The following is a 24,793-nucleotide window of genomic DNA, read 5'->3' on the forward strand; positions in this document are numbered from 1 at the left end:
CGTCCACTTGGCGACCACCGCTGCCGTTGATCTTGCTGTTTCTCTGGGTCGACTGAAACTGGCCAATCCGGTGCTCGTCGCGTCTGGGACGTTTGGTTACGCGCGCGAAATGGCCGGCTTGGTGGACCTCTTACGGCTCGGGGCCATCATCCCCAAGACCATCACATTGGCGCCACGCGCAGGCAACAAGCCGGCGCGAACGGTCGAGACGCCGGCGGGGATGTTGAATTCGATTGGACTAGACAACGACGGCATCGAGGCGTTCATCGAGCACCATCTGCCGTACCTGGCGGGGCTAGGGACGCCGATTGTGGTGAGTATCGCTGGCCGCACGCGCGAGGAGTTCATCACACTGGCGGAGCGATTGGATCGGGCGGGGGGCGCGGCGGCAATTGAATTGAACGTTTCCTGCCCCAATGTGTCTGGCGGAGTCGATTTTGGCACCGATCCGGCGATGTGCGAAGCAGTGGTGCGCGGTGTGCGAGAGGCGTGCCAGTTGCCGGTCATCGCCAAATTGACGCCGAACGTGACTCGCATTGCGGAGATTGCTGTCGCCGCGGAGGCCGGGGGCGCCGACGCGATCTCGGTAATCAACACCTGCCTGGGGATGGCGGTCGATTGGCGCCGGCGCCGACCGATCCTAGGGAACATCATGGGGGGATTGAGCGGTCCGGCGATCAAGCCGATCGCGCTGCGGGCGGTATACCAGACCGCGCGCGCGGTGAGCGTGCCGGTGATCGGTGTGGGAGGAATCGCCACCATCGACGACGTGATGGAATTTCTTGTCACTGGCGCCAGCGCAGTTCAGGTGGGCACGGCCAACTTTTATCGTCCAGCGGCTACGATGGAAATCTTGGACCAACTGCCGGGCGCGATTCGCCAACTGGGGGCGACGTCGGCGCGTGAGGTCGTAGGCGTTTTAGCGATCGACGGGAACTAGCTCATGCGCGTGCTATCTGGAATTCAGCCCACGGGGCGCTTTCATTGGGGCAACTATTTTGGCGCCATCCGCCAATACATCGATCTGCAGCGCGAAGACGAAGCGTACTACTTCATCGCCAATCTGCACGCGCTGACCACGGTGCGTGATCCTCAATTGTTGTCGCAGTTGACGCTCAACGCGGCGACCGACTTGCTGGCCCTGGGGCTGAACCCCGAGCACGCGATCTTGTTTGTGCAGTCGGACGTGCCCGAGGTGTCGGAGTTGTGTTGGCTGCTGATGACGATCACGCCAATGGGGCTGTTGGAGCGGTGTCACGCGTACAAGGACAAGAAGGCGAAGGGCTTGGCGGCGGACGCAGGGTTGTTCACCTATCCCGTGCTGATGGCGGCGGACATTCTGGCCTACGACTCGAACGTGGTGCCGGTGGGGGAAGATCAAATTCAGCACATCGAGGTGTGCCGCGACCTGGCGCAGAGCTTCAACCACCGCTTTGGCGAGGTGTTTGTGCTGCCGAAAGCGAAGGTGCTGGACGGATCGGCCAAAGTGCCGGGCGTGGACGGCGAGAAGATGTCGAAGAGCTACAACAACACGATCGAGATCTTTGAGGATGTAAAGCCGCAGCGCAAGAAGATCATGCGGATCACGACCGATTCGCGCCCGATGGAGGAGCCCAAGGCGCCGGAAGGGGATCCTTTGTTTCAATTGCACTCGCTGTTCGCCACGCCGGCGCAGCGCGCCGAGATGGAGGCGTTGTATCGCCGCGGCGGATTCGGGTATGGGGAGGTGAAAAAGGCGCTGGCCGATGTCGCCGAAGCGTATTTTGCCGAGGCGCGGCAGCGCCGAGCGGAGTTGGCCGCGCATCCGGAACGGGTGCGCGAAATACTGGCCGATGGCGCGCGCCGCGCGCGACGGAAGGCGGGGGATGTGCTGCGGCGGGCGCAGGACGCCTGCGGCATTGGCTCCAGTCAATTGCCGGATACATTGGGCGCGAGACGGCCATGAGCGGAGCGCGACACGGCGACATCCTGGGAATTGGCACGGACATTATCGAGTGTCTGCGGATCGCGCAGATGATTGAGCGGCATGGCGAACTGTTTGTGAGCCGCGTGTACACGCCGCACGAAACTCAGTATTGCCAGAGCCGTAAGCAATCGACCCAGCATTTTGCCGGCCGCTGGGCGGCCAAGGAGGCGGTGCTCAAGGCGCTGGGCACCGGTTGGATCAAGGGGATTGGCTGGCGGGATGTCGAGGTGGTGAACGACGGCGGAGGGAAGCCGTCGATCGCGCTGCACGGCGGCGCGCGCCAGCGCGGCGTGGAGATTGGGCTTGGCGAAATGCTGATCAGCATTTCACATTGCCGCAACTATGCGACGGCCTATGCCTTGGCGCTGGCGAACGTCCAGCCAAATGGCGCTAGGCATTCGTAATGCATTCGCGGGCGACCTGGCGGGCCAGCCGGTAGGCATTGCCAATGATCTGAGCGCGGGCCTGCAGTTGGTCGTGGGTGTAGTTGCGATTGCCGTCTGGCGTGGGCAAGCCGGCGATGGCGATGGTGAGGGGGAGCAGGTGCAAGAACTCGCGATAGCGGCTGGACGCGGAATCTTCTTCGGACATTCGGGCAACTCCCGCGAAAGCTTTCTATGGGTTAGTACAGCCGCCGCGATGCAGGGCCGGTTCGAGAATAGCAAGCCGCGGCACGGCGCAGCAAGTGCCGCACAGGGGCAGAACCTACCCAAGGATTGGCAGCGAGCCACAGTTCGCGATCTTGCAGGCCGCTAACGCCGATTGAAGAACTTCTTGAGGGTGTCGGCGGCCGCGGCGCGACTGTCGGCGGTGCGCGGTTTGTGCGGCAATTTGCCGATTTTGCTGTCCGACGTCTTCTTTTCGGGTTCGGCGGGGGGCGGCGCCTGATGTTCTGGCACGTACCGCTCTACGTGGGATGTGGCGACCGGCGCGGTCTTGGGCTTTGCCTCAGGCTCGAAATCAATGTTCAGCATGGTGCTGGCGGTTTGCGCCGGCGTCGGTTCGTCGGCCACGATTGGCGGCGCGGCGGGAGGGGCCTGGGCCACAGGTGGCGCGGGAGCGACGGGCGGGGCCGCCATGGGCGCCGGCGCGCTGGCCACTATCGGGGTAGCCGGCGCTAGTGGAACATGAGGCGCCAAAGGCGCCGGCGTCAGGGTCGTGTGCGTTGGCATTGGGGGCGCCGGGATGTTGATCATCGTCGAGCCCATCTTGATCTCTTCGGTCTCGGCGGCCTCGGTGTCGTGGCCGCCCGAGAATTGGGTGGTCCCCCCGTTGGCGCCGCCGGTTGCCCCGAGCCACTGAGTGACATCGTTCTGCGCGCCGGGATGGCCCGCGGCGGTGCGTACGGCGGCCTCGAGCACGCTGGTGACTTTGGGCCGTTTTTGAGCCGGCGCGAGGGTGCGCGAGATGACAACTTCAAATTCGAGCGGCCCGACTTTGAGCCGATCGCCAGCGAGCAACTCGCGTTCGCCAGCCACCTGCTCGTCGTTGACGAGGGTGCCGTTGCGGCTACCGAGATCGCGCACAATCAGCGCGGAGTCGTCCACCATGAGCACGCAGTGATGACGACTGATGAGATCGCTCTTAGGGCGTAGCTGACAATCCTCCGCGCGGCCAATAAAGAACTTGGGCCCGGCAACCGTCAATTCCTTGCCGGCGCTAGCTCCAACACAAACCTTAAGCTTCACTTCCATGGTGTGTCGCCGTCCACACTTCGATATTCAGTAACGAACGAATGAGGGCGGACATTGTGTCGACGGCGTCCATCGGAACGATCGGGAGCCAAACGCAACCCCGGCGGGAAGGAACCTTCCCAATATTTGGATGATCGGATAGGCGGAGCAGCGTCTGCTTTCAAAGCCTGAAGATAAACGAATGTACCGACAAACGCACGAAGATTCTTGGCAGTATTTCTGTCATTGCCGAAAGGCGGCGCGTTTGACCCCTATAAAGTGGGGGCTCGACTGCGCCCAACTCGTTGGCTGATGAATAGTAGCGGCGACGGGCAGCCAAAGACAAGCAATTCGCGCACCATACGAACTGGCCTCAGCGGCGAGTGATCCAACCGGCCGAGCTGAATTGCCCTATTTCTAGCTGGGCGATGGACTCTTGTTCGCTTGTTGGCGGCGCTTCGACGACCAAGGTGACCGCCAGCGCGGCCGCCAAATGGGGCAGGAAGACGCTCGCTAGCGATGCAGCGGACAGTTGGCCTCCAACCAGGTCGCAGATGCCCGGCAGTTCTGGCGCGAAGGGAGAGGCCGCCAGGAGCACGCTGCCGTGCTGCAGGATGGCGCCGCGATGGCGACGTTGGGCGCTACCGGCGATCTTGAAATCGCCTTGCAGCACGTCGCCAACGGCACGGCGCTGGAAGCATAAGAAGGGTTCTTGATCGCGTGGCAGCGGTGTTGCGACTTCGCAGAGGCGCGCTGGAATCCCCAGTTCGGCGAGCGCTGTGATGAGCGCCCCGTGTGCCAGGCGGTAGAGCGAAAGCGGATCAACGGCCAGTCGATGCCGAGTGGGAATGACCAGCGAATAGGTGAGCTCGCGATCGTGCAGGATGGCGCCGCCGCCGGTAGAGCGGCGGACCAAGGCACAGGCGCGGCTGGCCGAGTGATCTTGCCGTGCCGCCACTGGTTGAAAATATCCTAGCGACAGGGTTGCGGGGGACCACTCATAGAGCCTTAGAACACAGTGGCCGCGCTGTTCGGCGGAACGCAACAGCCACTCGTCGACCGCCATGTTCCAGGCGCCTGGCGCCGTATGGAGAGGCACTAGTCGACAAGGCTCTGTGTGACTCATGCGCTGGTGGGCGTCCACTTGAGCACGGGCTTGCGCGCGGCCTGCACCTCGTCGGGGCGAGCAATGGGGGTGGTGTGGGGCGCGTCGCGCACGAACTCCGGGTCTTCTTCGGTGATTTGCTTGAGCACTTTGGCAAAGGCGTCCAAAGTCTCTCGACTCTCCGTCTCGGTGGGTTCGATCATCATGGCCTCCCGGACGGTGAGCGGAAAATAGACGGTAGGCGCGTGATAGCCATAGTCCAATAGTCGCTTGGCGATATCCATCGCGCTGATGCCGCGCGCGTTCTTGATTTCGTTGGCGGTGGCGACGAACTCGTGCATGCAGCGATCGCCTTGCGGTACCGGCAAGAACGACTTGACTCGGCTGAGCAAATAGTTGGCATTGAGCACCGCGTTGTCGGCCACGCGCCGCAGACCGTCGGGTCCGTGAGTGCGAATATACGCGTAGGCGCGGATCAGCACTCCGGTGTTGCCAAAGAAACTACGTACGCGCCCGATCGACTGGGGCCGATCGTAGTCCAATCGATAGCGCTCGCCGTCGCGAATGACGACTGGAGCCGGCAGAAATGGCTCTAGCATTTTGCGGACGGCGATGGGGCCGGCGCCGGGACCGCCGCCGCCGTGCGGACCGCTAAAGGTCTTGTGCGGGTTGTAGTGCATCATGTCGGCGCCAAAGTCGCCCGGGCGAGCCACGCCGAGAATGGCGTTCATGTTGGCGCCGTCGAGATAGATCAGACCGCCAACAGCATGCACGCGCTGAGCGATTTCGGCGATTTGGCCATCGAACATGCCAAGCGTGTTGGGATTGGTGATCATGAAGACGCCGGTGCGCTGGTCGAGCTTGGAGGTGAGGTCTTCCAGATCGACATAGCCGGCGGGGGTGCTGCGGACCGTGACGGCCTCGAAGCCGGCCATCACGGCGCTGGCTGGGTTGGTGCCGTGAGCGCTATCGGGAATGAGCACGCGAGTGCGCGCCTCTCCGCGCGAGCGGAAGTAGGCGGCGGCCACGAACAACGCGGCCAGTTCGCCCTGGGCGCCCGCGGCGGGCTGAAGCGATACCGCGTCCAATCCGGCGATGTCGGCCAGATATTGCTGCAAGTCGTAGAGTAGTTGAAGCAGTCCTTGCAGGGACTCGTCGGGCTGATAGGGATGCAATTGCGCCAAGCCGGGCAACGAAGCCAAACGCTCGTTGCGTTTGGGATTGTACTTCATGGTGCAGGAGCCGAGCGGGTAGAAATGCGTGTCGACCGACATGTTCAAGGTCGACAGGTTGCTGTAGTGCCGCACAATTTCGGGTTCGGTAGTCTCCGGCAAACGGGGCGGCGCGGCGGCCAGCGCGCTGGCGGGCAGCATCGACTCCAGCGGTTGGTGCGGCACATCGGCCGCTGGCCAGAGAGTGGCGCGCCGGCCGGGCTTGGAGGCCTCGAACAACAGTTGGCTGGTACGGGCATTACGCATGGGCAATTGCCTCCTTCCGTGAGAGCCGGCGAACCACTTGGGCGAGGCGGTCCATTTCGGCGCGGGTACGCTTCTCTGTCACCGTGATCAGCACGCAGTCGGCCAGTTCGGGATACCAGCGGGCCAGCGGCACACCGGCGAAGAAGCCGGCTTCTTGAGCCTCGTCCAGCCAGCGATCGACCGCGCCATCTGGCACGCGCATCACGAACTCTTTGAAGAACGGCTGGTCGAACGCGGGGGCCAGCGCGGTGTCGCCGGCCAGCAGATCGCGCAAGTAATGCGCCTTGCGGAGCGACAACTCGGCCACCTCGCGTAGCCCTTGCGGACCCAGCGAAGCCAGATAGATGGTGGCGCGCAGCGCGAAGAGTCCTTGATTGGTGCAGATGTTGCTGGTCGCTTTTTCGCGGCGGATATGCTGCTCGCGAGTTTGGAGTGTGAGCACGAAGCAGCGCCGGCCGTTGCGATCGACCGTCTGACCACAAAGGCGACCGGGCATGCGGCGGACAAATTCCTCGCGGCAGGCCATGATGCCGAGGTAGGGTCCGCCGAACGACAGGGGACTGCCCAGCGATTGGCCCTCGGCGGTGACGATGTCGGCGCCGTAGTCGGCGGGGCGCTCGAGAAGTCCGAGGCTGATCGGATCGACAGAAACGCAGAAGAGGGCGCCGGCGCGGTGAGTGATGTCGGCCAACTCGCGCATCGATTCGAGATTGCCGAAGAAGTTGGGCTGTTGAATCAGCACGCCGGCGGTCTGATCGGAGAGGCACGCCTGCAGATCGGCTGGCCGGAGAACGCCTTCGGCGACCGGCGCAGTGACCAGTTGGATGCCAAGATCCTTGAGATACGTGGCCAGAATCTGGCGATACTCGGGATGGACGCTGGCCGGCACGACGACGTTGCCGTGGCGCTTGGTGACGGAGATAGCCATGAGCATGGCTTCGGTCGCCGCGCTACCGCCGTCGTAGAGACTGGCGTTGGACACATCCATGCCAGTCAACTGTGTGATCAGCGTTTGATACTCGAAGAAGGCTTGCAGGTTGCCCTGGCTGGCCTCTGGTTGGTAGGGCGTGTAGGAAGTGTAAAACTCGCCGCGGCCGGCCAGACTGTCGACGATCGCGGGAATGAAGTGGTCGTAGCTGCCGGCGCCGAGAAAGCAAACCTTGTCGGCCGCCGATTCGTTGCGAGCGGCCAGTTCGCTCATGTGCTGCGTCAACTCGACTTCGGTCAGCGCCGGCGGCAGTTGGAGCGCGCCGCGGAGCCGCAGGTCGGCGGGCACCAGCTCAAAAAGCTCTTCGATCGAAGCGACGCCGATCGCGGCCAGCATGTCGCGTTCGTCTTCGGGAGTGTTGGCGAAATATGGCATTCGGCCATCCTTGCAGGGACAGAAACACGCGCCAGATCAAGCGGCGCGGGGAATAGTGAAGCCAGCGAAAAGCATAAAGCGCGGCTAGTGCTGCTCCTCGGCGCATTGCCGCTGGTACGTTGCATGATCCATGAGATCGGCGAGGCCGGAGTCGTCGGCGACGCGCAGGCGGATCAGCCAACCGGCGCCGTAGGGATCTGCGCTCAGTTTTTCCAGGTGATCGCGCAAGTCTTCGTTCACTGCCACGATTTCGCCGGCCAACGGGCTGTAGAGATCGCTGACGGCCTTGACCGACTCGACCTCGCCAAACGGTTCGCCATGCGCTAGTTTGCGACCGACTTGCGGCAACTCGATGTAGACCAGATCAGTAAGGGCCGCCACGGCGAACGCCGAGACGCCGATGGTGGCGGTTTGCGCGCCGCTGGGGCCTTCTAAATGGACCCACTCATGCGTCTTGGCGAATCGCAGGTCTTGCGGCGCGTATTGCGATGAGCTGTTCTTCGTCACGCTAGTGATCCTCGGAATCGGTTAACGGGAGCGTCGATAGAAGGGGAGCGCGGCAATGCGGGCAGGTTCCGCGCGGCCGCGAATGTCGATCGCCAACTGGGCGCCGGGCGCGGCGAATTGCGGCGCCACGTAGCCCATGGCCAAGGGGCGATCGAAAGTCGGAGAAAAGGTGCCGCTGGTCACCTGGCCAATCGTGGCGCCTGCCGGATCGAGTATGGCGTATCCTTCGCGCGGGACGCGCTTGCCTACCAGTTCGAGCCCGACACGACGCGGCTGTGACGAGTCGGCCTTGAAGCGGGCAAGCTCGGCGGCGCCTGGAAACTGGGCGTTCGCCAGATCGACCGCGAAGCCGAGACCCGCCTGAAAGGGATTGACGTTTTCGGATAGCTCGTGGCCGTAAAGCGGCATGCCGGCTTCGAGGCGGAGGGTGTCGCGTGATCCCAGCCCGGCGGCGACGGCGCCAAGCTGCTCGGACTGGCTGCGATCGAACAACATTTGCCAAATGCGCGGCGCCATTGCGGCGCCGACGATCAGCTCCACGCCGTCTTCGCCGGTGTAGCCTGTACGACTCACAATGCCGCCATGTCCGGCGATCAGCGTCTCGGTTGCGGTGTAATACTTCATCGCGGCGAGGTCGAATTCGACGAGCGGCGCCACGAGTTGAAGCGCGTGCGGTCCCTGCACGGCGATCATGGCCCAGTCAGTGGTGAGGTCGGCGAATTGCAGGTCGTCGGCGGCGGGGCGCGAGCGAATCCAGGAAACGATTTTCTCGCGATTGCTCGCGTTCACGACCACCAGGAAGTAGTCGCGCTGCGCCGCATCGGCCAAGCGATAGATGAGAATGTCATCGAGAATGCCGCCCGATTCATTGGTGACCAGCGCATAGACCACCTGTCCGATGGCCAACTTCGACGCACGGCGCGTGGCCAATCGATCAAGAAACGGCGCGGCGCTGGGGCCATCGAAGCGGAGACGGCCCATATGTGAGATATCGAACAGTCCGGCAGCAGTGCGCGTGGCCCGATGTTCGGCGACAATTGAGGTGTATTGCACCGGCATCGACCAGCCGGCAAAGTCGACCATGCGACCGCCCTGGGCGACATGCCAATCGTGGAGCGGTGTATTTGCCAGGGTCGCGGTCATCACGGATTGCCAAAAGACAGTACGCGACCCCACCATCCAGGTCGAATTGACCTGGATGTAAAGACGTAGTCGCCGAGTTGCCAATTTGTCGCAGGAGACGGCTTTATTGTAACGCCGCGTTCGTAGGCTGCTAGGGTCTGTCGCAGCAGCTGCGTCGCGCGTGTACGACGCGAATTAGCGGCGTCCCTGCTTCTTGGGGCGCGGCGTTTTGGCGGCCCCCTTGCGCTTGACGGGTGCAGGCGATTTGTCGCCGTCTCGCCTGGGCTTGGCGTCGCGTCGCGGAGGCAGCGCCGCACGCGGCGTGGCGCCTCGCTTGCCACGTCCCACCACGCGCAAATCAAGCTCGCGACGATCGACGTCGACGCGAGCGACGGCAACGCGTATCTTGTCGCCCAGCCGATAGGCGTTGCCTTGCCGATAACCGACCAAGGCGTGACTGGCCCGCTCGAAGCGATAGTAATCATCGGCCAGCGACGTCACATGGATCAGGCCCTCGGCGGGAAGCTCAATTCCTTGCGCGAACATGCCGAATTGCGCGACGCCGGTGACCACGGCGTCCATTTCCATGCCGACGCGTTCTTCGAGGTAGTGCAGCAGCTTGATCTTGGTGAGTTCGCGTTCGGCGGCTTCGGCGCGGCGTTCTCGCTGAGAGCAGTGATCGCCGAGCGCGACAAGCTCCGCCAGGTCCTGGACGGGCTTTTTCTGATCCCAGAGCGCGTCGAGCAGGCGATGGACCAAAAGGTCAGGATAGCGACGAATGGGAGAGGTGAAGTGACAGTAGCAATCGCTGGCCAAGGCATAGTGCCCTTCGTCGGCGGGGGCATAAACGGCCTGCTGCATACTGCGCAAGATGGCGTAATTGACTGCGCGTTCTTCCGGTTTGCCGGCGACTTCCTTCAGTATTTTCTGAATCTCGAAGCGGCTTTCGAGGCTCTCGGTCTGGAAACCGAGTTCCTTGACGAAGTCGGTCAGTTCTTGCAGTTTGCGTGGATCGGGCGCTTCGTGAATGCGGCGAAGAAACAAGAGCGACTGATCGCGTAGATGCTCTGCCACGGCGTCGTTGGCGGCGAGCATGAACTCTTCGATGACCTGATGGCTTTCGGTGTTCACCACCTGATGCGCGCCGGCCACCTTGCCGTCGCGATCGAGGTCGATCTTGATTTCTCCCAAGGTCAGTTCGAGCGCACCGCGCTGGATGCGCCGGCGGCGGAGGGTCATCGCCAATTCGTGCATGCGACCGAGCAAGGTGTGAACCGCCGGTTCGAGCCGGGCCTTCCAGGCTTCTCGGTCGGCAAGGTATTCGTCGACCTCCTCGTAGGTGAAGCGACGGCAACTCTTGATGGCGGTGCGGCGCAAATCGACCGCTACCCGCACTCCTTCGTCGGTGAACTCGATGAACGCCGTTTTGGCGTAGCGAACTCGATCGGGCTGTAGACTGGCCAGGCTGTTGGAAATGATTTCTGGCAGCATCGGGATGACGCGATCGGGCAGATAGACGCTGGTGGCCCGATTGTGAGCTTCGCGATCGAGCGGCGTCTTAGCTGGAACAAAGTGCGCCACATCGGCGATATGCACCCCCAGCCGCCAGTGGCCATTTTCGAGTCGGGTCAATGAGATGGCGTCGTCAAAGTCCCGGGCATCGACCGGGTCGATGGTAATGATCGTGTCACCAGTCAAATCGAGTCGATCCGCGGGGATTGACTCGTCGAACTGGTCCGCCTGTTGCCGCGCCGCCGCCAGGGTGTCTTCGGCGAAATGTTCGGGTAATTCGAATTCGCGAATGATGGTGAGCGTGTCAACGCCGGGATCGCCGCGCGAGCCAAGCACCTCGGTGATGACCCCTTCGCCCGCGTGCCAGGGGGAGGGAAATCGGACCATCTCGAAGACGACTTTATCGTCTGGACGGGCATTCTTGGCGCCGGGATCGCCCACGCGGATCGGTTGGGCGAAGATGGAGCCGTCGACCTGCACCATGGCTTGTCCGGCGGCTTCGAAATAAGTGCCGACGAATTGATGCGTCTCGCGTTCGACGACCTCGACGATTTTGCCCTCGAAACCACCGCGTGGCGCGCGTTTGCGATAGTTGATTTCGACCGCGACCAGGTCTCCGGTCACCGCGTCGCCGGTGCGATTCTCTGGAATGAAGATGTCGTTATCATTGCCTTGAGATTTTGGCGTGCCGACGGGGCGGACGAAGCCGTATCCGGCCTGAGCGCGGCGAAAGCGGCCGGTGATTTGATTTTGCTCGGTCGTCTTGGGCGCTTTGCTGGTTTGCTTGCTGGCAGTTGGCGGGCTGGCCTGACGCGGCGCGCGGACCATGTGATTCGGCGAGAATTGCAACTTGCCCGCTTTAACGAGCCGCTTGACTGTCTTGCGAACGGCGTCCTTCTGATCCTCGGGGAGGCCAAGTTTCTTGGCGATCACACGCGGCTTGACGGGCTGATAGTTGGGGGCGAGGACGAACTCGAGCACTTGGGCTTCGAGCGAACTGGATTCCATGTGTGTTCCTGTGGAGATTGCCCGCGCCGGGTCGCTGTAATCAGCGAAAATCTTGCCGGAGGCGGGTATATGTTCGTTGAAACGACGCTAAGTCGCGTCGAGATTGAATTGCGATTTGCGCTTGCGAATTGGATCCAGCGCAAGAGGCCGATATGTTGTTCGCCGCAGCGAGAAACGGAGCCCGTGTCGAGCGATCGACCACGAGCGGCCGCCGAAAATTGGCGGCCTAGGCTGCAACTTCGGCGAAAGCCATTGGAACGGCGCCGATGCTCCCTGCACAAATTGTAGCAGATATGGCCGGTGGCGGGTCAATTTTGTCCGCTGGGCTGTCCTTTATAGAGTTTTCGGCCTAATTGCTGATTGTAGAGGGTCCAACTACTTTCGGAATTCGGGTCGTCCCGCATTTGCTGCTGAAAGTTGTGAATCTTGGCATCCAGGTTGTCTAGCTGTGCCAGGGCGACCGCTTCAAGGGTCATGGGGAGCTTGGGGCTGCCAAATTCGTAGGCGCCGTGGTGGCTGAGAATCATGTGTTTCAGTCGCATAACCAGTTCAGTGGGAAGCGGTTCGCCTGCCAAGCGTTCGGCCTCGGCCACTTTGGCGTCGAGCATTGAGATGGCGATGGTGAGATGGCCCAGCAATTGGCCGGCATCGGTATAGGCAAATCCCTTGTCGTAGCTGAGTTCTTCGATCTTGCCCATGTCGTGCACAAAGGCGCCCATGAGCAAGAGATCGGCGTCGAGGGCGGGGTAGCGATCGACGATGCGGGTGACGACTTCCATTAGGTTGACGACGTGTTCGAGCAAGCCGCCGCGATAGGCATGATGATTCTTTACGCCGGCAGGGGCGCGACTGAAGCGATCCATGAAGTCGGCGTCGACCAGAAAGCACTCGGCCAGATCGCGCAAATGGGGATTGCGAATCGCGCGGAGCAGCTCGGCCAGTCGGCGGGCCAGGGCGTCGATTTCTGCAGGGGCCAAAGGCATGAAATCGGCGTGGTCGATCTCGTCGCCGCGCACGCGCTCGATGCGGGTGGCAATCAACTGGATCGCGCCCTGGTAAAGCTGGGTCGAACCTTCCACCCGGACAAAGTCTCCATTGTCAAAGCTGCCATACATCGCCTCGGTGGCGTTCCAGACGCGCGCGCCGAGCGAGCCGGTCCGGTCGCGGAGTTCGAGTTGCAGATAAAGATTGCCGTTGCGGTTGGGACGAAGCTGCTTATCGACCGCCAGGAAGATCTCGTTGATCGTCTCTTGATGACCGAGTTGATTGATGAAGCGGCGCGACATGAGGCGTTGGTTTCGTGAAGATGATTTAAGTGAGGGAGAATTCAGGATTCTAGGTTTGTGGCGTGCCCGGCAGCAAGGAGCGCGAGCAGCGATTAGCCTGCGGCGCGCGGCTAGCAGCCGTGATCGCCAATGTTTTGGCGCGGTGGCCGAGTCCGGCGCGGCCTTTCTGCCGGAGTCACACTGGATAGTGAGGCCGCGGTGCGGTTGCCGATCTGGCGGCGGTTCACCTAGAATTCGACGTTCATTCAGGCCCCACTACCCCCTGCAGGACCACATCCGTGCGCTGGACCGAAACGCTGATTCCGACGATGAAGGAAACGCCCGAAGGGGCTGAGATTCCCAGTCATGTGTTGATGCTGCGGGCAGGACTTATCAGCCAGGTGATGGCGGGGGCTTATACCTACTTGCCGCTGGGCCTCAAGGCGCTGCGCAAGGCAGAGGCGATTGTCCGTGAGGAGATGAACCGGGCGGGAGCGGTCGAGGTGTTGATGCCGGCGTTGACGCCGATCAGCCTGTGGGAGCGCACCGGGCGCGTGGACGCGTTTGGCAACGTGCTGATTCAGTTCAAGGTGCGGCGCGCCAACCGGCAGGTGCATATGGCGCTGGGACCGACGCACGAAGAAGTAGTGACCGATCTGGCGGCGCGCTATGTCTCCAGCTATCGCCAACTGCCGATCACGCTGTACCAGATTCAGACGAAGTTTCGCAACGAAGAGCGTCCGCGGTTTGGAGTGCTGCGAACGAGCGAATTTTTGATGAAGGACGCCTACAGTTTTGACACGTCGCTCGAGTCGCTGAACCAAAGCTATCAGCGGATGTACGACGCGTATTGCCGGATCTTCGCGCGGTGCGGGTTGGATTATCTGGCAGTCGAGGCCGAGAGCGGCCCGATTGGGGGCGACGCAAGCCACGAGTTCATGGTGCTGGCGGACAACGGTGAAGACGTGGTGGTGCACTGCGCCGGGTGCGGCTACGCGGCGAATCTGGAACGGGCTGAGATTGGCGCGCGCGAACAGAAGGCTGTTGCCGCCGACGGTGGTGGCGCGCCGCAAAAGGTGGCCACGCCGAACGCGGGGAGCATTGAGCAGGTAAGCAAAATGCTGAAGTGCCAGCCGGCGCAAATGATCAAGACATTGATCTATGTGGCCGACGAGCGGCCCATTGCGGTGCTAGTGCGGGGCGACCATGAGGTGAATGAGAACAAGTTGCGCCGCGCCCTTGGCGCCAAGCAATTGGAATTGGCAGCGGCGGAAGTGATCGAGAAGGTGACGGGCGCCGCAGTGGGTTTCGCGGGCCCGGTGGGATTGACGATCGACCTGTGGGCCGATTGCGACGTGCTGGCGATGACCGAATCGATCACTGGCGCCAATGAGAAAGACCAGCACTTCACCGGCGTGCGATTGGGACGCGATTTTCAAATGTCGCCGGAGCGCACGGCCGATCTGCGCAATGCCGGCGCGAACGATCCTTGCCCTCGCTGTGGTGGGAGACTTGCGCTGCGGCACGCGATTGAGGTAGGGCACGTGTTCAAGCTGGGGACCAAGTACTCGGACGCGCTGCAGGCCCGATTTCTCGACGACCAAGAGAAGCAGCACTCGATCATCATGGGTTGTTACGGGATTGGCGTGAATCGGATATTGGCTTCATTGGTCGAGACCAAACACGACGCCAATGGCGTGGTGTGGCCGATGTCGCTGGCGCCGTATGAGGTAGTGCTGTCGCCGCTCAACGTGGCGGAGCAGGAAGTGATGGAGATCTCGAATCGACTGTACGCCGAACTGCAGACGGCGGGCATCGACGTGCTGCTGGACGATCGCGACCAACGGCCTGGTGTGAAGTTCAAGGACGCCGATTTGATTGGCATTCCGCTGCGCGTGGTGATCGGCGGGCGGAGCCTGAAAGACGGAAAGCTGGAGATCAAATGGCGGCACGAGTCGGAGCCGGCGGCGATTCCGCTGGATGGCGCCGGCGCCGCGCTGGCGCAGTTGGTGGAGACCGCGCGGCAGACGTCGCGGTCGTGATGTGACGCTGGTGGCGCACTGCGCGAGATTCCGGGTAAAGAACGGCGGTTGGCGTGGGAGCCATTCATTCGCATTCGACGGCGTTGATGTTGGTGGCGGCCTTTAGTCGCCACCCGGAGGCGCTCGCCTGGGCCGAAGCTCAAACGGCGTCGCGGTGGGGGAAGATTGCGCTGACAAGCCCGGCCTTCGCATTTGGCGAAACGGACTATTACACGTCCAGCATGGGCGCCGATCTGAAGAAGCAGTTTTGGCTGTTTGACTCGCCATTTGACCCTGGTCGGCTGGCCGAGGTGAAGTTGGCGACAAACGCGCTGGAGGCAGAGTATGCTGGCAGAGGCGATCACGCGGCGCCGCGTCCGCTGAATCTTGATCCTGGCTACATTACGCTCGCCAAGTTGGTGTTGGCTTCGACCAAGGATCACGCGCATCGCGTGTATCTGGATCGCGGGATCTATGCCGAGGTGACATTGCACTTTTCACACGGGGCGTGGCGACCCGCGGAGTGGACCTTTCCCGATTACCGGCGCGCCGACTACCACGAGTTTTTCAATTTGTGCCGGCATCGATTGAAGCGTTAGCGAGGCCGTGAGGAACATCGCTTGATTTGGCTTGTGCTGGGTTCGCTGCTTCCAAGTCTGGCGATTGCCTGGGCCATGGGGCACATGATACGACGCTGGGCTCCGCGAGCGGGGCTAGTGGATCGACCGAACCATCGTAAGGTGCACAGCGTGCCGACGCCGCTGGGAGGCGGGATCGCAATTTGGTTGGCGGTGATCGTCCCTTGCATCGCGTTGTCGCTGATGGTGACGGCGCTTGATCGAGGGCAGGATTCGCTGGGCGCCTTGCCGGCGCCGATCGCCGAATTCGCGGGGCCGCACCTGTCGGGACTAAGGGCCCAATTGCCGAAGCTGTGGACGATGCTGGCCGCCGGCACCCTATTGATGATGCTGGGCCTGGCCGATGATTTTCGCACACTGGATTGGCGACCACGCTTGGCGATGGAGTTCTTGGTCGCGGCGTTAATGGTTTGGCAAGGCTGGAGGTTAACGATCTTTTTGAACACTCCTTGGCTGACCGACGCGCTGTCGGTGTTGTGGATTGTGGGACTCGTGAACTCGTTTAATTTTCTCGACAACATGGATGGCTTGTCGGGAGGGGTGGCGGCGATCGCCTCCGCGGCGCTGGCGGCGGTGATGCTGCTTGCGCCCGACCCGCTGACGCATCAGCCGCAACTGTTCGTGGGGGGGATTTTGCTGGTGTTGGTGGGATCGCTGATTGGATTTTTGTGGCACAATCGGCCGCCGGCGCGATTGTTCATGGGAGACTCAGGGGCATACTTCATTGGCTTTATCATCGCCACGACGACAATGACGGCGACCTATGCCGGCGGCGATATGCCGCGGCACGCGATACTGGCGCCGCTATGCGTGTTGGCGGTGCCTCTTTACGACAGCTTGAGCGTGGTGCTGATTCGCTTGCGCGAGGGGCGCAGCCCTTTTTCGGCGGATAAGAAGCATTTTTCACATCGTCTGGTGGAGCTAGGGCTTTCCAAGACGCAGGCGGTGCTGACGATCTATCTGGCGACGGCGACCACCGCCTTGGGGGCGCTATTGCTCTACCAGGTGGATTGGGTGGGGGCGATCGTCGTGCTGCTCATGGTGGCTTGCGTGCTGTTGCTGGTGAGCATTTTGGAAACGACGGGACGCCGGCGATGAAACGCGAGTCATCGCGCGTCATGAGCGACCGTAGCCCGGCGCGTTTCGAGCGGGCGCGTGGCTGGCTGCTGGCGGTGATGACGGCGCTGCTGGTGGCGCGGCCGCTGTGGCCGAGCGAGTCGGCCGCGCGCTTGGGCGATGGGCTGCCGATCGTCATGCTGTGGCTCTTGCTGGCGCTGGCGTGGCTGGGCGCGGGGCTGTTCGCCGGCAGGTTGAAAGTGAAGCTGGCGCGGTTGGATGGACTTGTGGCTGTCTTGGTGGTGACCAACTGCGTAGCCGCGCTTGCGGCCGCTTGGCGCGACACACCCCGCCCCGCCGTGAACATGCTGTGGGAATGGGTGGCGCTTGGACTGGCGTATTTTTTGGCCCGGCAGTTGATTGCCAACTTAGCCGAAGCGCGCGCGGTGCTCGTGGTGATGATGGGGCTGGCGGCGGGCGTGGCGAGTCATGGACTGTATCAATACTTTGTGACGATGCCGGAGACGCGGGCGGAGTATGCGCAGAATCCGGATGAGACGCTGCGCCGCGAAGGGTTGTGGTATCCGCCGGGGTCGGTGGAACGGGCGTTGTTCGAGCAGCGCCTGGCGAGTCGCGAGCCACTGGCTAGTTTTGCGCTGACCAATTCGTTGGCAGGCTTGCTGACACCGTGGGTGGTGGTGGCCGCCGCCTTGGTGCTCACGTTGCGACCGAAGCAAGATCCCGTCACGAGAACGCTGGTTGCTGGAGCGTTGACGTTGGCGGTCACTGGTTTGTGCCTGGTGCTGACCAAAAGCCGCAGCGCCTATGCGGGCACGGTGCTAGGAGTGTTGGCGTCGGCGGCGATTGTGCTGCGCCACCGTGGGCGACTCGATCGGCGAATCGTTGTCGGCGCGACGGCGATCGTACTGATGGCCATTATCGCTGGGGTTGTCAGCGGCGGATTGGATAGAGAAGTGTTGACCGAGGCGCCAAAGTCGCTCGGCTATCGATGGCAGTACTGGCAGGCAACGCTACGGATGATCGCGGAATACCCCTGGTTGGGAGTGGGACCCGGCGAATTTGGAGATCACTACACGCGTTACAAGTTGGCGACAGCCAGCGAAGAGATCAGCGATCCGCATAATTTTGTACTGGAGATGTGGTCCACAGCGGGGCCGATCGCAGCGCTGGCGATGGTGGGGTTGGTCTGCGCGATTCTGGCGAGCGTGGTTCGCCGCCGGGAGGCCGCTGCGGATGAATTGCCAGAGCAATCCGTTGATGGAAGCCGTGCGCCACTAGTTGTGTTTGGGACTATTGGCGGCGTGCTGTTCGCGGTGGTGTTGCCGATTGTGACTGGCGCGCTGATGGAGGCGCCGTATTCCGCGTACAATCTGCCGGTCGACGGCATGATTGGCGCTTTGGTGATCTGGCTGTGGTGGCCGTGGGTGGGCCGAGGTGGCTTGTCGAATTGGATTCCGGCGGTCGGGGCGCTGGCGCTGTGGGTCAATTTGCTTGCCGCAGGGGGGATTGGTTATTCGGCAGTGGCAGGAAGTTTGTGGCTATTGGTCGCGCTAGCGGTTAGCTGCCGCGGGGGCGGTCAGACACGCGAATGGGGGCCGAAGTCGATTTTCGCGGGCTGGCTGATCGTTTTGGTGGCGACGGTCGCCTGCTATGCGTCTGCATATCGGCCCGTGCTGGTCGCCAGCGGATGGAGCGCGCGAGCGCTGGCGAACCCTGTTAGAGCCGAGGACGCGTTGCTCAGGGCGGCGGAGGCTGATCCACTAGCGTCGCTACCTTGGGCGCGATTGGCTGACCTGCGTTTTCAGCGCTGGCAAGCGCGACCGTCACTCGACGCGTGGCAAACTTATATGGAGGCACAAGAGGCCGCTCTTCACATGCGGCCGCACCAAGGCGCGCTATGGCTGGTGACGGGAGACCGACAAATGACGGGGCATCGCCAGCGGCCAGAGCTTTCGCGATTAGCGGATGCCGTGGCGAGTTACCGACAGGGAGTGGCGTTGTACCCCAATCATGCGGCGGGTCGAGCCAAGTTGGCGCTAGCGCTGGCGGCAACCGGCGACCTGGCAGAAGCGCAGCACGAAGCAAATGAGGCATGGCGCTTGGACCAAGCGACGCCGCACGTTGATCAAAAGTTGCGTCCCGATTTGCGTGCTGCGTTAGAAGCGAGCGGGCTGTTGAAATCGGCAGCGACCCGCGCGACGAGTCCATCGAGAATAGGCGATGTTGCCGAGCCACGTCCCTAGCGCCCACAGGCCGAGTTTGGCCGTAGTCGGTTCGGGGATGGATTGCAGATAGCGCGCGGCCTCAGCGGGAGGCAGGTGGTCGAACCAGATTTGCTTGTCCCAGCCATCGACCTTGCCATCGTGATTGAAGTCGCCATCGGCCCAGCCACGATTCTGCGGGCTGAAGTAGTTTGCCAGCAGCGGCTGCAGATCAAGCATGTTGTTCTCGCCGTCGAGATTCGTATCGCCGGCGTAGGTATCGAGGACGCCATAGAGCACTTCGCTGGCGAGCCATTGGTAGCCCATGCCACCGTTGGCCCATAGGTGGACATAGCCAGGATTCTGGCCGTCGTCGCTGTACCAATCTTGCCAGTTGGGCTGCGCCTGGATGCGTTGGTTCAGGTCGAGTAGATGGAAACCATAGTCCAGCGCGGTTTGGCGAATTGCCGGATTGAACACATCGTCGATGATTTGATTGGCCGCCAAGTAAGCTGGATTGGAGGGGTGTTCGAGAATGGGCAGCAAAGTGGCAATGAAAATTTTTGGTTCCTTGCCCGCGGGTGTTTTCGCGGACTGAAGATATGTGGCGATCGTGGCCAGATTGGACAAGTAGTTAGCCTCGAGCGGAGGATTGGTCGCGGCGCGCATTGCGTCGTTCGTGCCAATCATGACCACGACGGCGTCGGGTTCCGGAGTGAGTACTTGCGGAAGCGGATACGACCCAAAAGCATCGACGGGGCCATTGAGCGCTTCCCAGGCGAAATTGTGGAAGCGCGGGGGATTGCCGTTGGGATCGTTGGCGAGTCCGAGATAGGTGTCGCTGGTGGCGCCTCCGGAAGCAACCGAATAGGCCTGCGCGCTGGTCACCCGCGACAAACCTTGCGTTAGCATTGCCGACTGCAAGCGGTTGGGCGCCAACCCGGTGGTAATCGAATCGCCAGTTGCCACAATGTGGAACGAGCCGTGACTCAAAACGGTCCAACACGATTGACTGAGAATCGCGATGACTGCCACGCCAAACCAATGCGCGGCTCTTTGCGCATGAAGTGCCATGACTCCTGCCCTTTGGCGCCCAGTGGGGCGCGTACGATCATCGATCCGCGGTCATTGCCAGAACGGAATGGCGCGGTGGACGCACTCAGTCGGCATGCGCGCCGGTCGTGAGGAACGCATGGGTGTCTACTTATCTAGACGTAATCCGGCAGGAGAATCGGACAAACCGAGAAAAGAAATTAAATGCCCATTTGCCACTGTTTGATGGCTGGGGATGGCCAAACGAGCATGAGCACATTCAGCGTGAGGTTGTCGCGCACCAAATAGAGCATCAGCAGTTCGACGACGAGGATGACGACAAGCATCCACCGCCAGCCAAGTTGCCAAGCGAGACAGAAGCCGAGTTGGGCGGCGAGGACGTCGCAGGTTGAGTTGAGAATGCTGTCGCCAAAATAATCGAGCGCAGCAGTGGCGGTGCGATAGCGTTCGATGATCGTGGGCGAGTTCTCCAGCAGCTCCCAGCACATTTCGACACAGGTGGCGGCGACGAATCGCCAAGAAAGATTGAGCCAGCGCGCCAGTGGCAATAAGAACCAAAAGAAGAAGATGCCATGCAGCACGTGCGATGTGGTGTAGGGATCGGCAATCCACTGCGACGTGTTCTTGGTCCAGGCGCCCGCCCAGAGGCCGAAGCCCGAGTCGCTTAGCCATTGGCGCCCCATGAGCCACAGTGTTGTTAGGAAGCTGAACCAGATGACCGCCAGTGCGACCGTCGTGCGCCGAGTGAGCAGCGAATCGCTTGTAGCTGAAGAGATTGTCATCGATCAGCGGCGTCTCGTCGGCGCAAAGAATTGGCCGCGAGCAACGCGAACGCGCCAGCGGCCTGATAGTACCGGAGGTGGGACTTGAACCCACACCCTCTTGCGAGGACCGGATTTTGAATCCATTGGCAACCCTTCGCTCCACTATACTCCCCACCGGAAAGCACGCCAAACGCGAGGGCGGCGCAGCCGATATCCGTAGCCGCCGAGCTAGCTTCGACTGCGGAGCCTGCCGGATGAGTGTTATATGAGTGTCAGGGCGACAAGTCGACAAGGCGCCGATGGTCGCAACGTGCGGTGTATGCCGTCGCGGCTTGCACATCGAACGCGATTTGCTATAGGAGTCGCTAGGTAACGGTTCCGGTCCGAAAGGGCCGGGGGTCGATTGGGACGCCGATCGATTGCGAGCTAGGCAGGTGGTCGCTGACTTCTCCAGGCCAGTGACCCCTGCCAGGCTCACCATCTTAAGGCCTGGAGATTCCGCCATGAGTGGTCGTCGACGGCGCGGCACGCCGCTGAATGGTTGCTCGATTCAGCAAGCGTATGAGGCCGCGCTCGAGCTGGTACGCGCGGCCGATCAAGTATCGTGGTTGGCTCGCTGTGGGAGCACCAAATCACGCCTGTTGACGGCTGACGGGCAATCGCTGGGGCGGCGGCGACTGGGCGATGCGCTCTGCGAGACGGTTCCCGTCGTGCGTTCGCGATTCTATCATGCGCTGGACGTTGGCGAGGCGTGCTTCGTCGAATCCGTCTCGGCGGCATTTCGCGCGGCGCACGCAGAGCCGGTCAAGTTTGCCGATCGACTGGCGCCCAGCTATTGCGCCATTGTGCGTGCGATTGCCGCCGAGACCAAAGTCGCGATCTTCCTGGTCGATCAACTGGCGACCCAAAAGAAGCGCTCTTTCGCGGACGTTTTCGAGTGGCACAGTCCGAGCTTGCGTTGGCCGGTATTTGAGCTGGACCAGATCGAAACGCTGCTGGAATTTGAATACCTGGCCGCCGCAAAGACCGCGGCCGAAGCGGACAAGCCCGCCAAAGCGAAGAAGCCCGCCAAAGCAAAGAAGCCGCTCTTGAAGCGCGATGCCAAGATGGAAGCGCGCGACAAGTTGATCTACGAGATGAGATGCCATGGTGATCTGTGGAAGCTCATTCAACGCCAGGTGAACAGCGCTGCCGAATCGGAACAATGGGAACTGATTGGATCGCATACTGGGTTAAGACTTGCCGCGACAGCGTACGCCAAACGGCACAATCGCCCGCCACTCCCCCGCCGATCGTGAGCTGATGCCCCCAAGCAGTGGGCGCCACCATGCGCGCTCCTTGCGCCCGGTGTCGTTTGGTTGGCGCAATTTCGCCATGTCATGATTGAGTTTGCGCGGTTGGTCTATGCGCGCTCTTTCGCGCTCCCGGGTGGGTAGGCAGAGCAATTGGTGTATGGCCGCGGCTGCGTGCGCCTGGCGGCATAAACGCCCGCCAATCCCCTGCCGATTTCGAGCTGATGACCGGAAGCCGTGCGCGCCACCAAGCGCGCCTAGTGCGCTCCATCGCATTCATTGGCGTACTAACGCCATGCCGAGATTGATCTTGCGCGCCGGCGACCAAATCGAGTTCGCATTCGTTCGCTTTTGCTTCGTATGCGCATGAGCACGGCCTGATACTGTTTCTTCGCGAGTGCGCTGCCGCCTGTGGCGCACACCAAGGGAGGAGACCTGGATGAATGCGCTGCTGACGGTGTCTGACGTGGCGAGGCAGCTCTCGAACAAGCTGGGGCGCGTGATCCTGCCGCGCCATATATCGCAGCTCTATTATGATCGGCAACTGCGAGACGATATTTGCCCGATTGTCGGCGGGCGGCGGCTGATCCCGGCCGACTACGTGCCGCAGGTGGAGGCGGCGCTGCGGCGCCATGGCTATCTGCGCCGGGCGCGCAAAGAGGCGGCGAGATGAAGCTCGATCTTGAGGCTGAGGACCTGCGCCCGCTGATCGAGCAGGTGGTGGCGGCGGTGCTCGACCGGCTGCGCGCGGCCGAGACCCAGGCGGGCGGCCGACTCGGTTACCGCGAGGCGGAGGCGGCGGAGCTGCTCGGTCTGCGACCACACCAGTTGCGCGACGCGCGGCGCCGCGGAGAGATTCACGCCACCCGGGTAGGCAAGGTGAACGTTTATCCCAGAGGCGAGCTACTTCGCCTCTTGTCAACAGAGGAGAAGTGAGATGGTCCTCGCGCCGCTACTGGAAACCTGTCGTCGATATTTGGCCACGCACAAAAAGCTGAGCGTCAGTACGCCGGAGCTGTGGGCGGCGTGGCCGCATGCAGCAAAGCTGCTGCCGGCCGAGTTGGAGCTTTTGGCGATCGAGCTTTTTTTGGCGCTGCCCGGCCAGGAGCGCGCGCGCAACCGCGAGCTGTGTGTGCGGGTGAGCCGCGCATGCTGCCACGCTGTCGCCGGCACGGCCGGCCGCATGTGCGGCGCGTGACCCTGGCGACCGCCGCGCAATAGCCGCGGACGCAACAACCGCGAGAGAGAGTACCGCTACCATGGCACGACCTGGACTTGAGAAACACGTCAAATTCAAAAGATTGACGCAAATGCTTGGCATGCCGCGGCCGCATGTGCGAGGGCACCTGGAGACACTGTGGGACGTTGCATACGAGTGCGGCAACGCCGTGCTGGGAGACGCCGCCAGCGTGGAGGCGGCGGCCGAGTGGCATGGCGAAGCCGGGGTCCTGTTCGAGGCGCTGCTGCGCTGTGGCGGCCCTGGTCGAGCCGGATTCATCGCGGAATGCCCCGACCGGCCGGGTGAATATCAGGTGCATGACTTGTTTGACCACGCGCCCGAGTACGTCTTGAAGCGGCGAAAGCGCGAGGGGGAGCGGAAGGCCAGGGGGAGCGCAAGCGCCAGTGACCCGACCACGGACGACGGCGCCAAACGGCGGCGGACAGTGGCGGACAACGGCCGCCAACGGCGGACAGTGGCGGACGGCGGCGGACAACGGCGGACAACGGCAGACAACGGCGCGCCTCACGCACCCGCACCCTCAGCGCTCCCAGCACCCGCACCCACACCCAAAACTATAAAACCAGCACAATCAGCTACCCGAGTGGCTGACCAGGCTGACGAAGCTGGGAAGAAGGAATTCATTCGGAGCGAGCTGGAAGACCTCGTATCAAACATCCTCAAGAGCTGCGGCTTTGCCGGCGGAGGAAACATCTTTTGGCATGCGGCGGCGCTGCTCGAAGCGGGCGCCATCACTGGGAATGACCTGGCCGTGGCGTGCGAAGCCACGCGCCATGGGGCAAAGGAAAACGTCCCGGCCTACTTTCGCACCTGTCTCGACAAGCGATTGAAACAACGGGACGTCAGCTACGCGGAGTTGATGAAGCGGGTTCGCTGTCGAGGCGGCTGGCCGAAGGAGCGACCGAAGACGAACGGCATCGGTGTGTCGCTGGGTTCGATCGGCCGGCTGGATCGCTAGGAGCGCAACGATGAACATCGGTAGTGGTCGATGGGTGGTGTTCACGCCGCATTGGGTGGTTCGATGCGCCACGCTGGTCGCCGCGCTGTCGATGGTCGAGGTGGAATTTGGCGAAGTGCATTGGTTCGGCGGGGAGCGCATTGTCGCCTATCGCGACACGGAAGCCGATTGGTGGCATCCCGCGGCATTTGTTTTCGCGGCGATGGACGATTCGTCGAACGATTCGCCGGACTGCTGAGGGCCGATTTTCCGCGCCGCGGTGGCGTGGGCAGAAGGCAACGGAGCTTTTTGAAGGAGAACCATCATGGTGACGGAAAAGGAATTCCAGCGCGAGAAGTTGCGGCGCGAGTATGCCGAGCTGCGCGAAGCGTACCAAGCGCGAGGCATTAGCGAGGCGGAATACCTGCGGAGCCGCATGGTCGATCTGGGGCTGGAGCCGCTGATTGAAGCGGCGAACGCTGAGATTGGCGCGCTGCAATCGGCAAGAGACGTTACGACTCGGAAGTAGGCCAGGCGCGAAGGGAAGATTCTGGCCGGTCGGACATCGACC

At 62.2% G+C, this 24,793-nt stretch carries 25 protein-coding genes; 14 read left to right on the forward strand and 11 right to left on the reverse strand.

Annotation, left to right across the window (positions count from 1 at the left end):
- Positions 1–7 precede the first annotated feature (7 nt).
- Genes K1X71_08020 through acpS form a run of 3 tightly spaced genes read left to right on the forward strand, consistent with a single transcriptional unit; the run spans position 8 to position 2,370 of the window.
- Positions 8–940: a dihydroorotate dehydrogenase gene (locus tag K1X71_08020; GenBank protein ID MBX7073081.1), complete on the forward strand. Its 933-nt coding sequence runs from the start codon at positions 8–10 to the stop codon at positions 938–940.
- A 3-nt stretch (positions 941–943) separates the two neighbouring features.
- Entirely contained in the window at positions 944–1,945 is a 1,002-nt protein-coding gene (gene trpS, locus K1X71_08025) for a tryptophan--tRNA ligase (protein ID MBX7073082.1), read from the forward strand.
- The gene (gene acpS, locus K1X71_08030; protein MBX7073083.1) at positions 1,942–2,370 is read left to right on the forward strand and encodes a holo-ACP synthase; all 429 of its coding nucleotides are present in this window, start codon (positions 1,942–1,944) and stop codon (positions 2,368–2,370) included. The genes trpS and acpS overlap by 4 nt, the downstream gene beginning before the upstream one ends.
- Here acpS and K1X71_08035 read toward each other — a convergent pair.
- From K1X71_08035 to K1X71_08075, 9 genes are all read right to left on the reverse strand, one after another.
- Positions 2,357–2,557: a hypothetical protein gene (locus K1X71_08035; protein MBX7073084.1), complete on the reverse strand. Its 201-nt coding sequence runs from the start codon at positions 2,555–2,557 to the stop codon at positions 2,357–2,359. The genes acpS and K1X71_08035 overlap by 14 nt on opposite strands.
- A gap of 161 nt (positions 2,558–2,718) precedes the next feature.
- Positions 2,719–3,660 (reverse strand): FHA domain-containing protein, encoded by a 942-nt coding sequence (locus K1X71_08040; GenBank protein ID MBX7073085.1) that lies wholly within the window; start codon positions 3,658–3,660, stop codon positions 2,719–2,721.
- A gap of 352 nt (positions 3,661–4,012) precedes the next feature.
- A complete protein-coding gene (locus K1X71_08045; GenBank protein ID MBX7073086.1) occupies positions 4,013–4,765 on the reverse strand; it encodes a hypothetical protein in 753 nt (250 codons plus the stop codon).
- Positions 4,762–6,222 carry an aminomethyl-transferring glycine dehydrogenase subunit GcvPB gene (gcvPB, locus tag K1X71_08050; protein MBX7073087.1) on the reverse strand — a complete coding sequence of 487 codons (1,461 nt, stop codon included), beginning with the start codon at positions 6,220–6,222 and terminating at the stop codon, positions 4,762–4,764. Before gcvPB ends, K1X71_08045 begins: the two co-directional genes overlap by 4 nt.
- Entirely contained in the window at positions 6,215–7,585 is a 1,371-nt protein-coding gene (gene gcvPA / locus K1X71_08055; GenBank protein ID MBX7073088.1) for an aminomethyl-transferring glycine dehydrogenase subunit GcvPA, read from the reverse strand. The genes gcvPB and gcvPA overlap by 8 nt, the downstream gene beginning before the upstream one ends.
- A gap of 84 nt (positions 7,586–7,669) precedes the next feature.
- The gene (gcvH, locus tag K1X71_08060; protein MBX7073089.1) at positions 7,670–8,053 is read right to left on the reverse strand and encodes a glycine cleavage system protein GcvH; all 384 of its coding nucleotides are present in this window, start codon (positions 8,051–8,053) and stop codon (positions 7,670–7,672) included.
- Positions 8,054–8,113: 60 nt separating this feature from the next.
- Complete coding sequence (gcvT, locus tag K1X71_08065) at positions 8,114–9,235, reverse strand: glycine cleavage system aminomethyltransferase GcvT (protein ID MBX7073090.1); 1,122 nt, start codon at positions 9,233–9,235, stop codon at positions 8,114–8,116.
- 174 nt (positions 9,236–9,409) lie between these two features.
- Positions 9,410–11,734, reverse strand: a complete 2,325-nt coding sequence (rnr, locus tag K1X71_08070) for a ribonuclease R (protein ID MBX7073091.1) — start codon at positions 11,732–11,734, stop codon at positions 9,410–9,412.
- Between the two features lie 308 nt (positions 11,735–12,042).
- The gene (locus K1X71_08075; protein ID MBX7073092.1) at positions 12,043–13,020 is read right to left on the reverse strand and encodes an HD domain-containing protein; all 978 of its coding nucleotides are present in this window, start codon (positions 13,018–13,020) and stop codon (positions 12,043–12,045) included.
- A gap of 278 nt (positions 13,021–13,298) precedes the next feature.
- On the opposite strand from K1X71_08075, the gene K1X71_08080 reads away from it, so the two are divergent.
- The 4 genes from K1X71_08080 (at position 13,299) to K1X71_08095 (ending at position 18,978) form a co-directional block, all read left to right on the forward strand.
- Positions 13,299–15,041 (forward strand): proline--tRNA ligase, encoded by a 1,743-nt coding sequence (locus tag K1X71_08080; protein MBX7073093.1) that lies wholly within the window; start codon positions 13,299–13,301, stop codon positions 15,039–15,041.
- Between the two features lie 86 nt (positions 15,042–15,127).
- The gene (locus tag K1X71_08085; protein ID MBX7073094.1) at positions 15,128–15,619 is read left to right on the forward strand and encodes a DUF4416 family protein; all 492 of its coding nucleotides are present in this window, start codon (positions 15,128–15,130) and stop codon (positions 15,617–15,619) included.
- Positions 15,620–15,694: 75 nt separating this feature from the next.
- A complete protein-coding gene (locus tag K1X71_08090; protein ID MBX7073095.1) occupies positions 15,695–16,756 on the forward strand; it encodes an undecaprenyl/decaprenyl-phosphate alpha-N-acetylglucosaminyl 1-phosphate transferase in 1,062 nt (353 codons plus the stop codon).
- On the forward strand, positions 16,753–18,978 hold the full coding sequence (locus K1X71_08095; protein ID MBX7073096.1) for an O-antigen ligase family protein: 2,226 nt from the start codon (positions 16,753–16,755) through the stop codon (positions 18,976–18,978). The genes K1X71_08090 and K1X71_08095 overlap by 4 nt, the downstream gene beginning before the upstream one ends.
- Here the strand turns inward: K1X71_08095 and K1X71_08100 are convergent.
- Positions 18,892–20,010, reverse strand: coding sequence for a hypothetical protein (locus tag K1X71_08100; protein ID MBX7073097.1), 1,119 nt, complete (start codon positions 20,008–20,010; stop codon positions 18,892–18,894). The genes K1X71_08095 and K1X71_08100 overlap by 87 nt on opposite strands.
- A gap of 179 nt (positions 20,011–20,189) precedes the next feature.
- The gene (locus K1X71_08105; protein ID MBX7073098.1) at positions 20,190–20,771 is read right to left on the reverse strand and encodes a DUF2585 family protein; all 582 of its coding nucleotides are present in this window, start codon (positions 20,769–20,771) and stop codon (positions 20,190–20,192) included.
- Between the two features lie 485 nt (positions 20,772–21,256).
- Here K1X71_08105 and K1X71_08110 point away from each other — a divergent pair, with 485 nt between their 5' ends.
- The 7 genes from K1X71_08110 to K1X71_08140 all read left to right on the forward strand — a co-directional run bounded on the left by K1X71_08110 (position 21,257) and on the right by K1X71_08140 (position 24,751).
- On the forward strand, positions 21,257–22,051 hold the full coding sequence (locus K1X71_08110; protein ID MBX7073099.1) for a hypothetical protein: 795 nt from the start codon (positions 21,257–21,259) through the stop codon (positions 22,049–22,051).
- 433 nt (positions 22,052–22,484) lie between these two features.
- A complete protein-coding gene (locus K1X71_08115; protein ID MBX7073100.1) occupies positions 22,485–22,718 on the forward strand; it encodes a hypothetical protein in 234 nt (77 codons plus the stop codon).
- Positions 22,715–22,981 carry a helix-turn-helix domain-containing protein gene (locus tag K1X71_08120; protein MBX7073101.1) on the forward strand — a complete coding sequence of 89 codons (267 nt, stop codon included), beginning with the start codon at positions 22,715–22,717 and terminating at the stop codon, positions 22,979–22,981. Before K1X71_08115 ends, K1X71_08120 begins: the two co-directional genes overlap by 4 nt.
- Before the next feature lies 1 nt (position 22,982).
- Positions 22,983–23,243, forward strand: coding sequence for a hypothetical protein (locus tag K1X71_08125; protein ID MBX7073102.1), 261 nt, complete (start codon positions 22,983–22,985; stop codon positions 23,241–23,243).
- Positions 23,244–23,433: 190 nt separating this feature from the next.
- Positions 23,434–24,243 carry a hypothetical protein gene (locus K1X71_08130; GenBank protein MBX7073103.1) on the forward strand — a complete coding sequence of 270 codons (810 nt, stop codon included), beginning with the start codon at positions 23,434–23,436 and terminating at the stop codon, positions 24,241–24,243.
- Positions 24,244–24,253: 10 nt separating this feature from the next.
- Complete coding sequence (locus K1X71_08135) at positions 24,254–24,481, forward strand: hypothetical protein (protein ID MBX7073104.1); 228 nt, start codon at positions 24,254–24,256, stop codon at positions 24,479–24,481.
- A gap of 66 nt (positions 24,482–24,547) precedes the next feature.
- A complete protein-coding gene (locus K1X71_08140; protein MBX7073105.1) occupies positions 24,548–24,751 on the forward strand; it encodes a hypothetical protein in 204 nt (67 codons plus the stop codon).
- Positions 24,752–24,793 lie beyond the last annotated feature (42 nt).

The organism is Pirellulales bacterium (assembly GCA_019694455.1).
Taxonomy (GTDB): Bacteria; Planctomycetota; Planctomycetia; order Pirellulales; family JAEUIK01; genus JAIBBY01.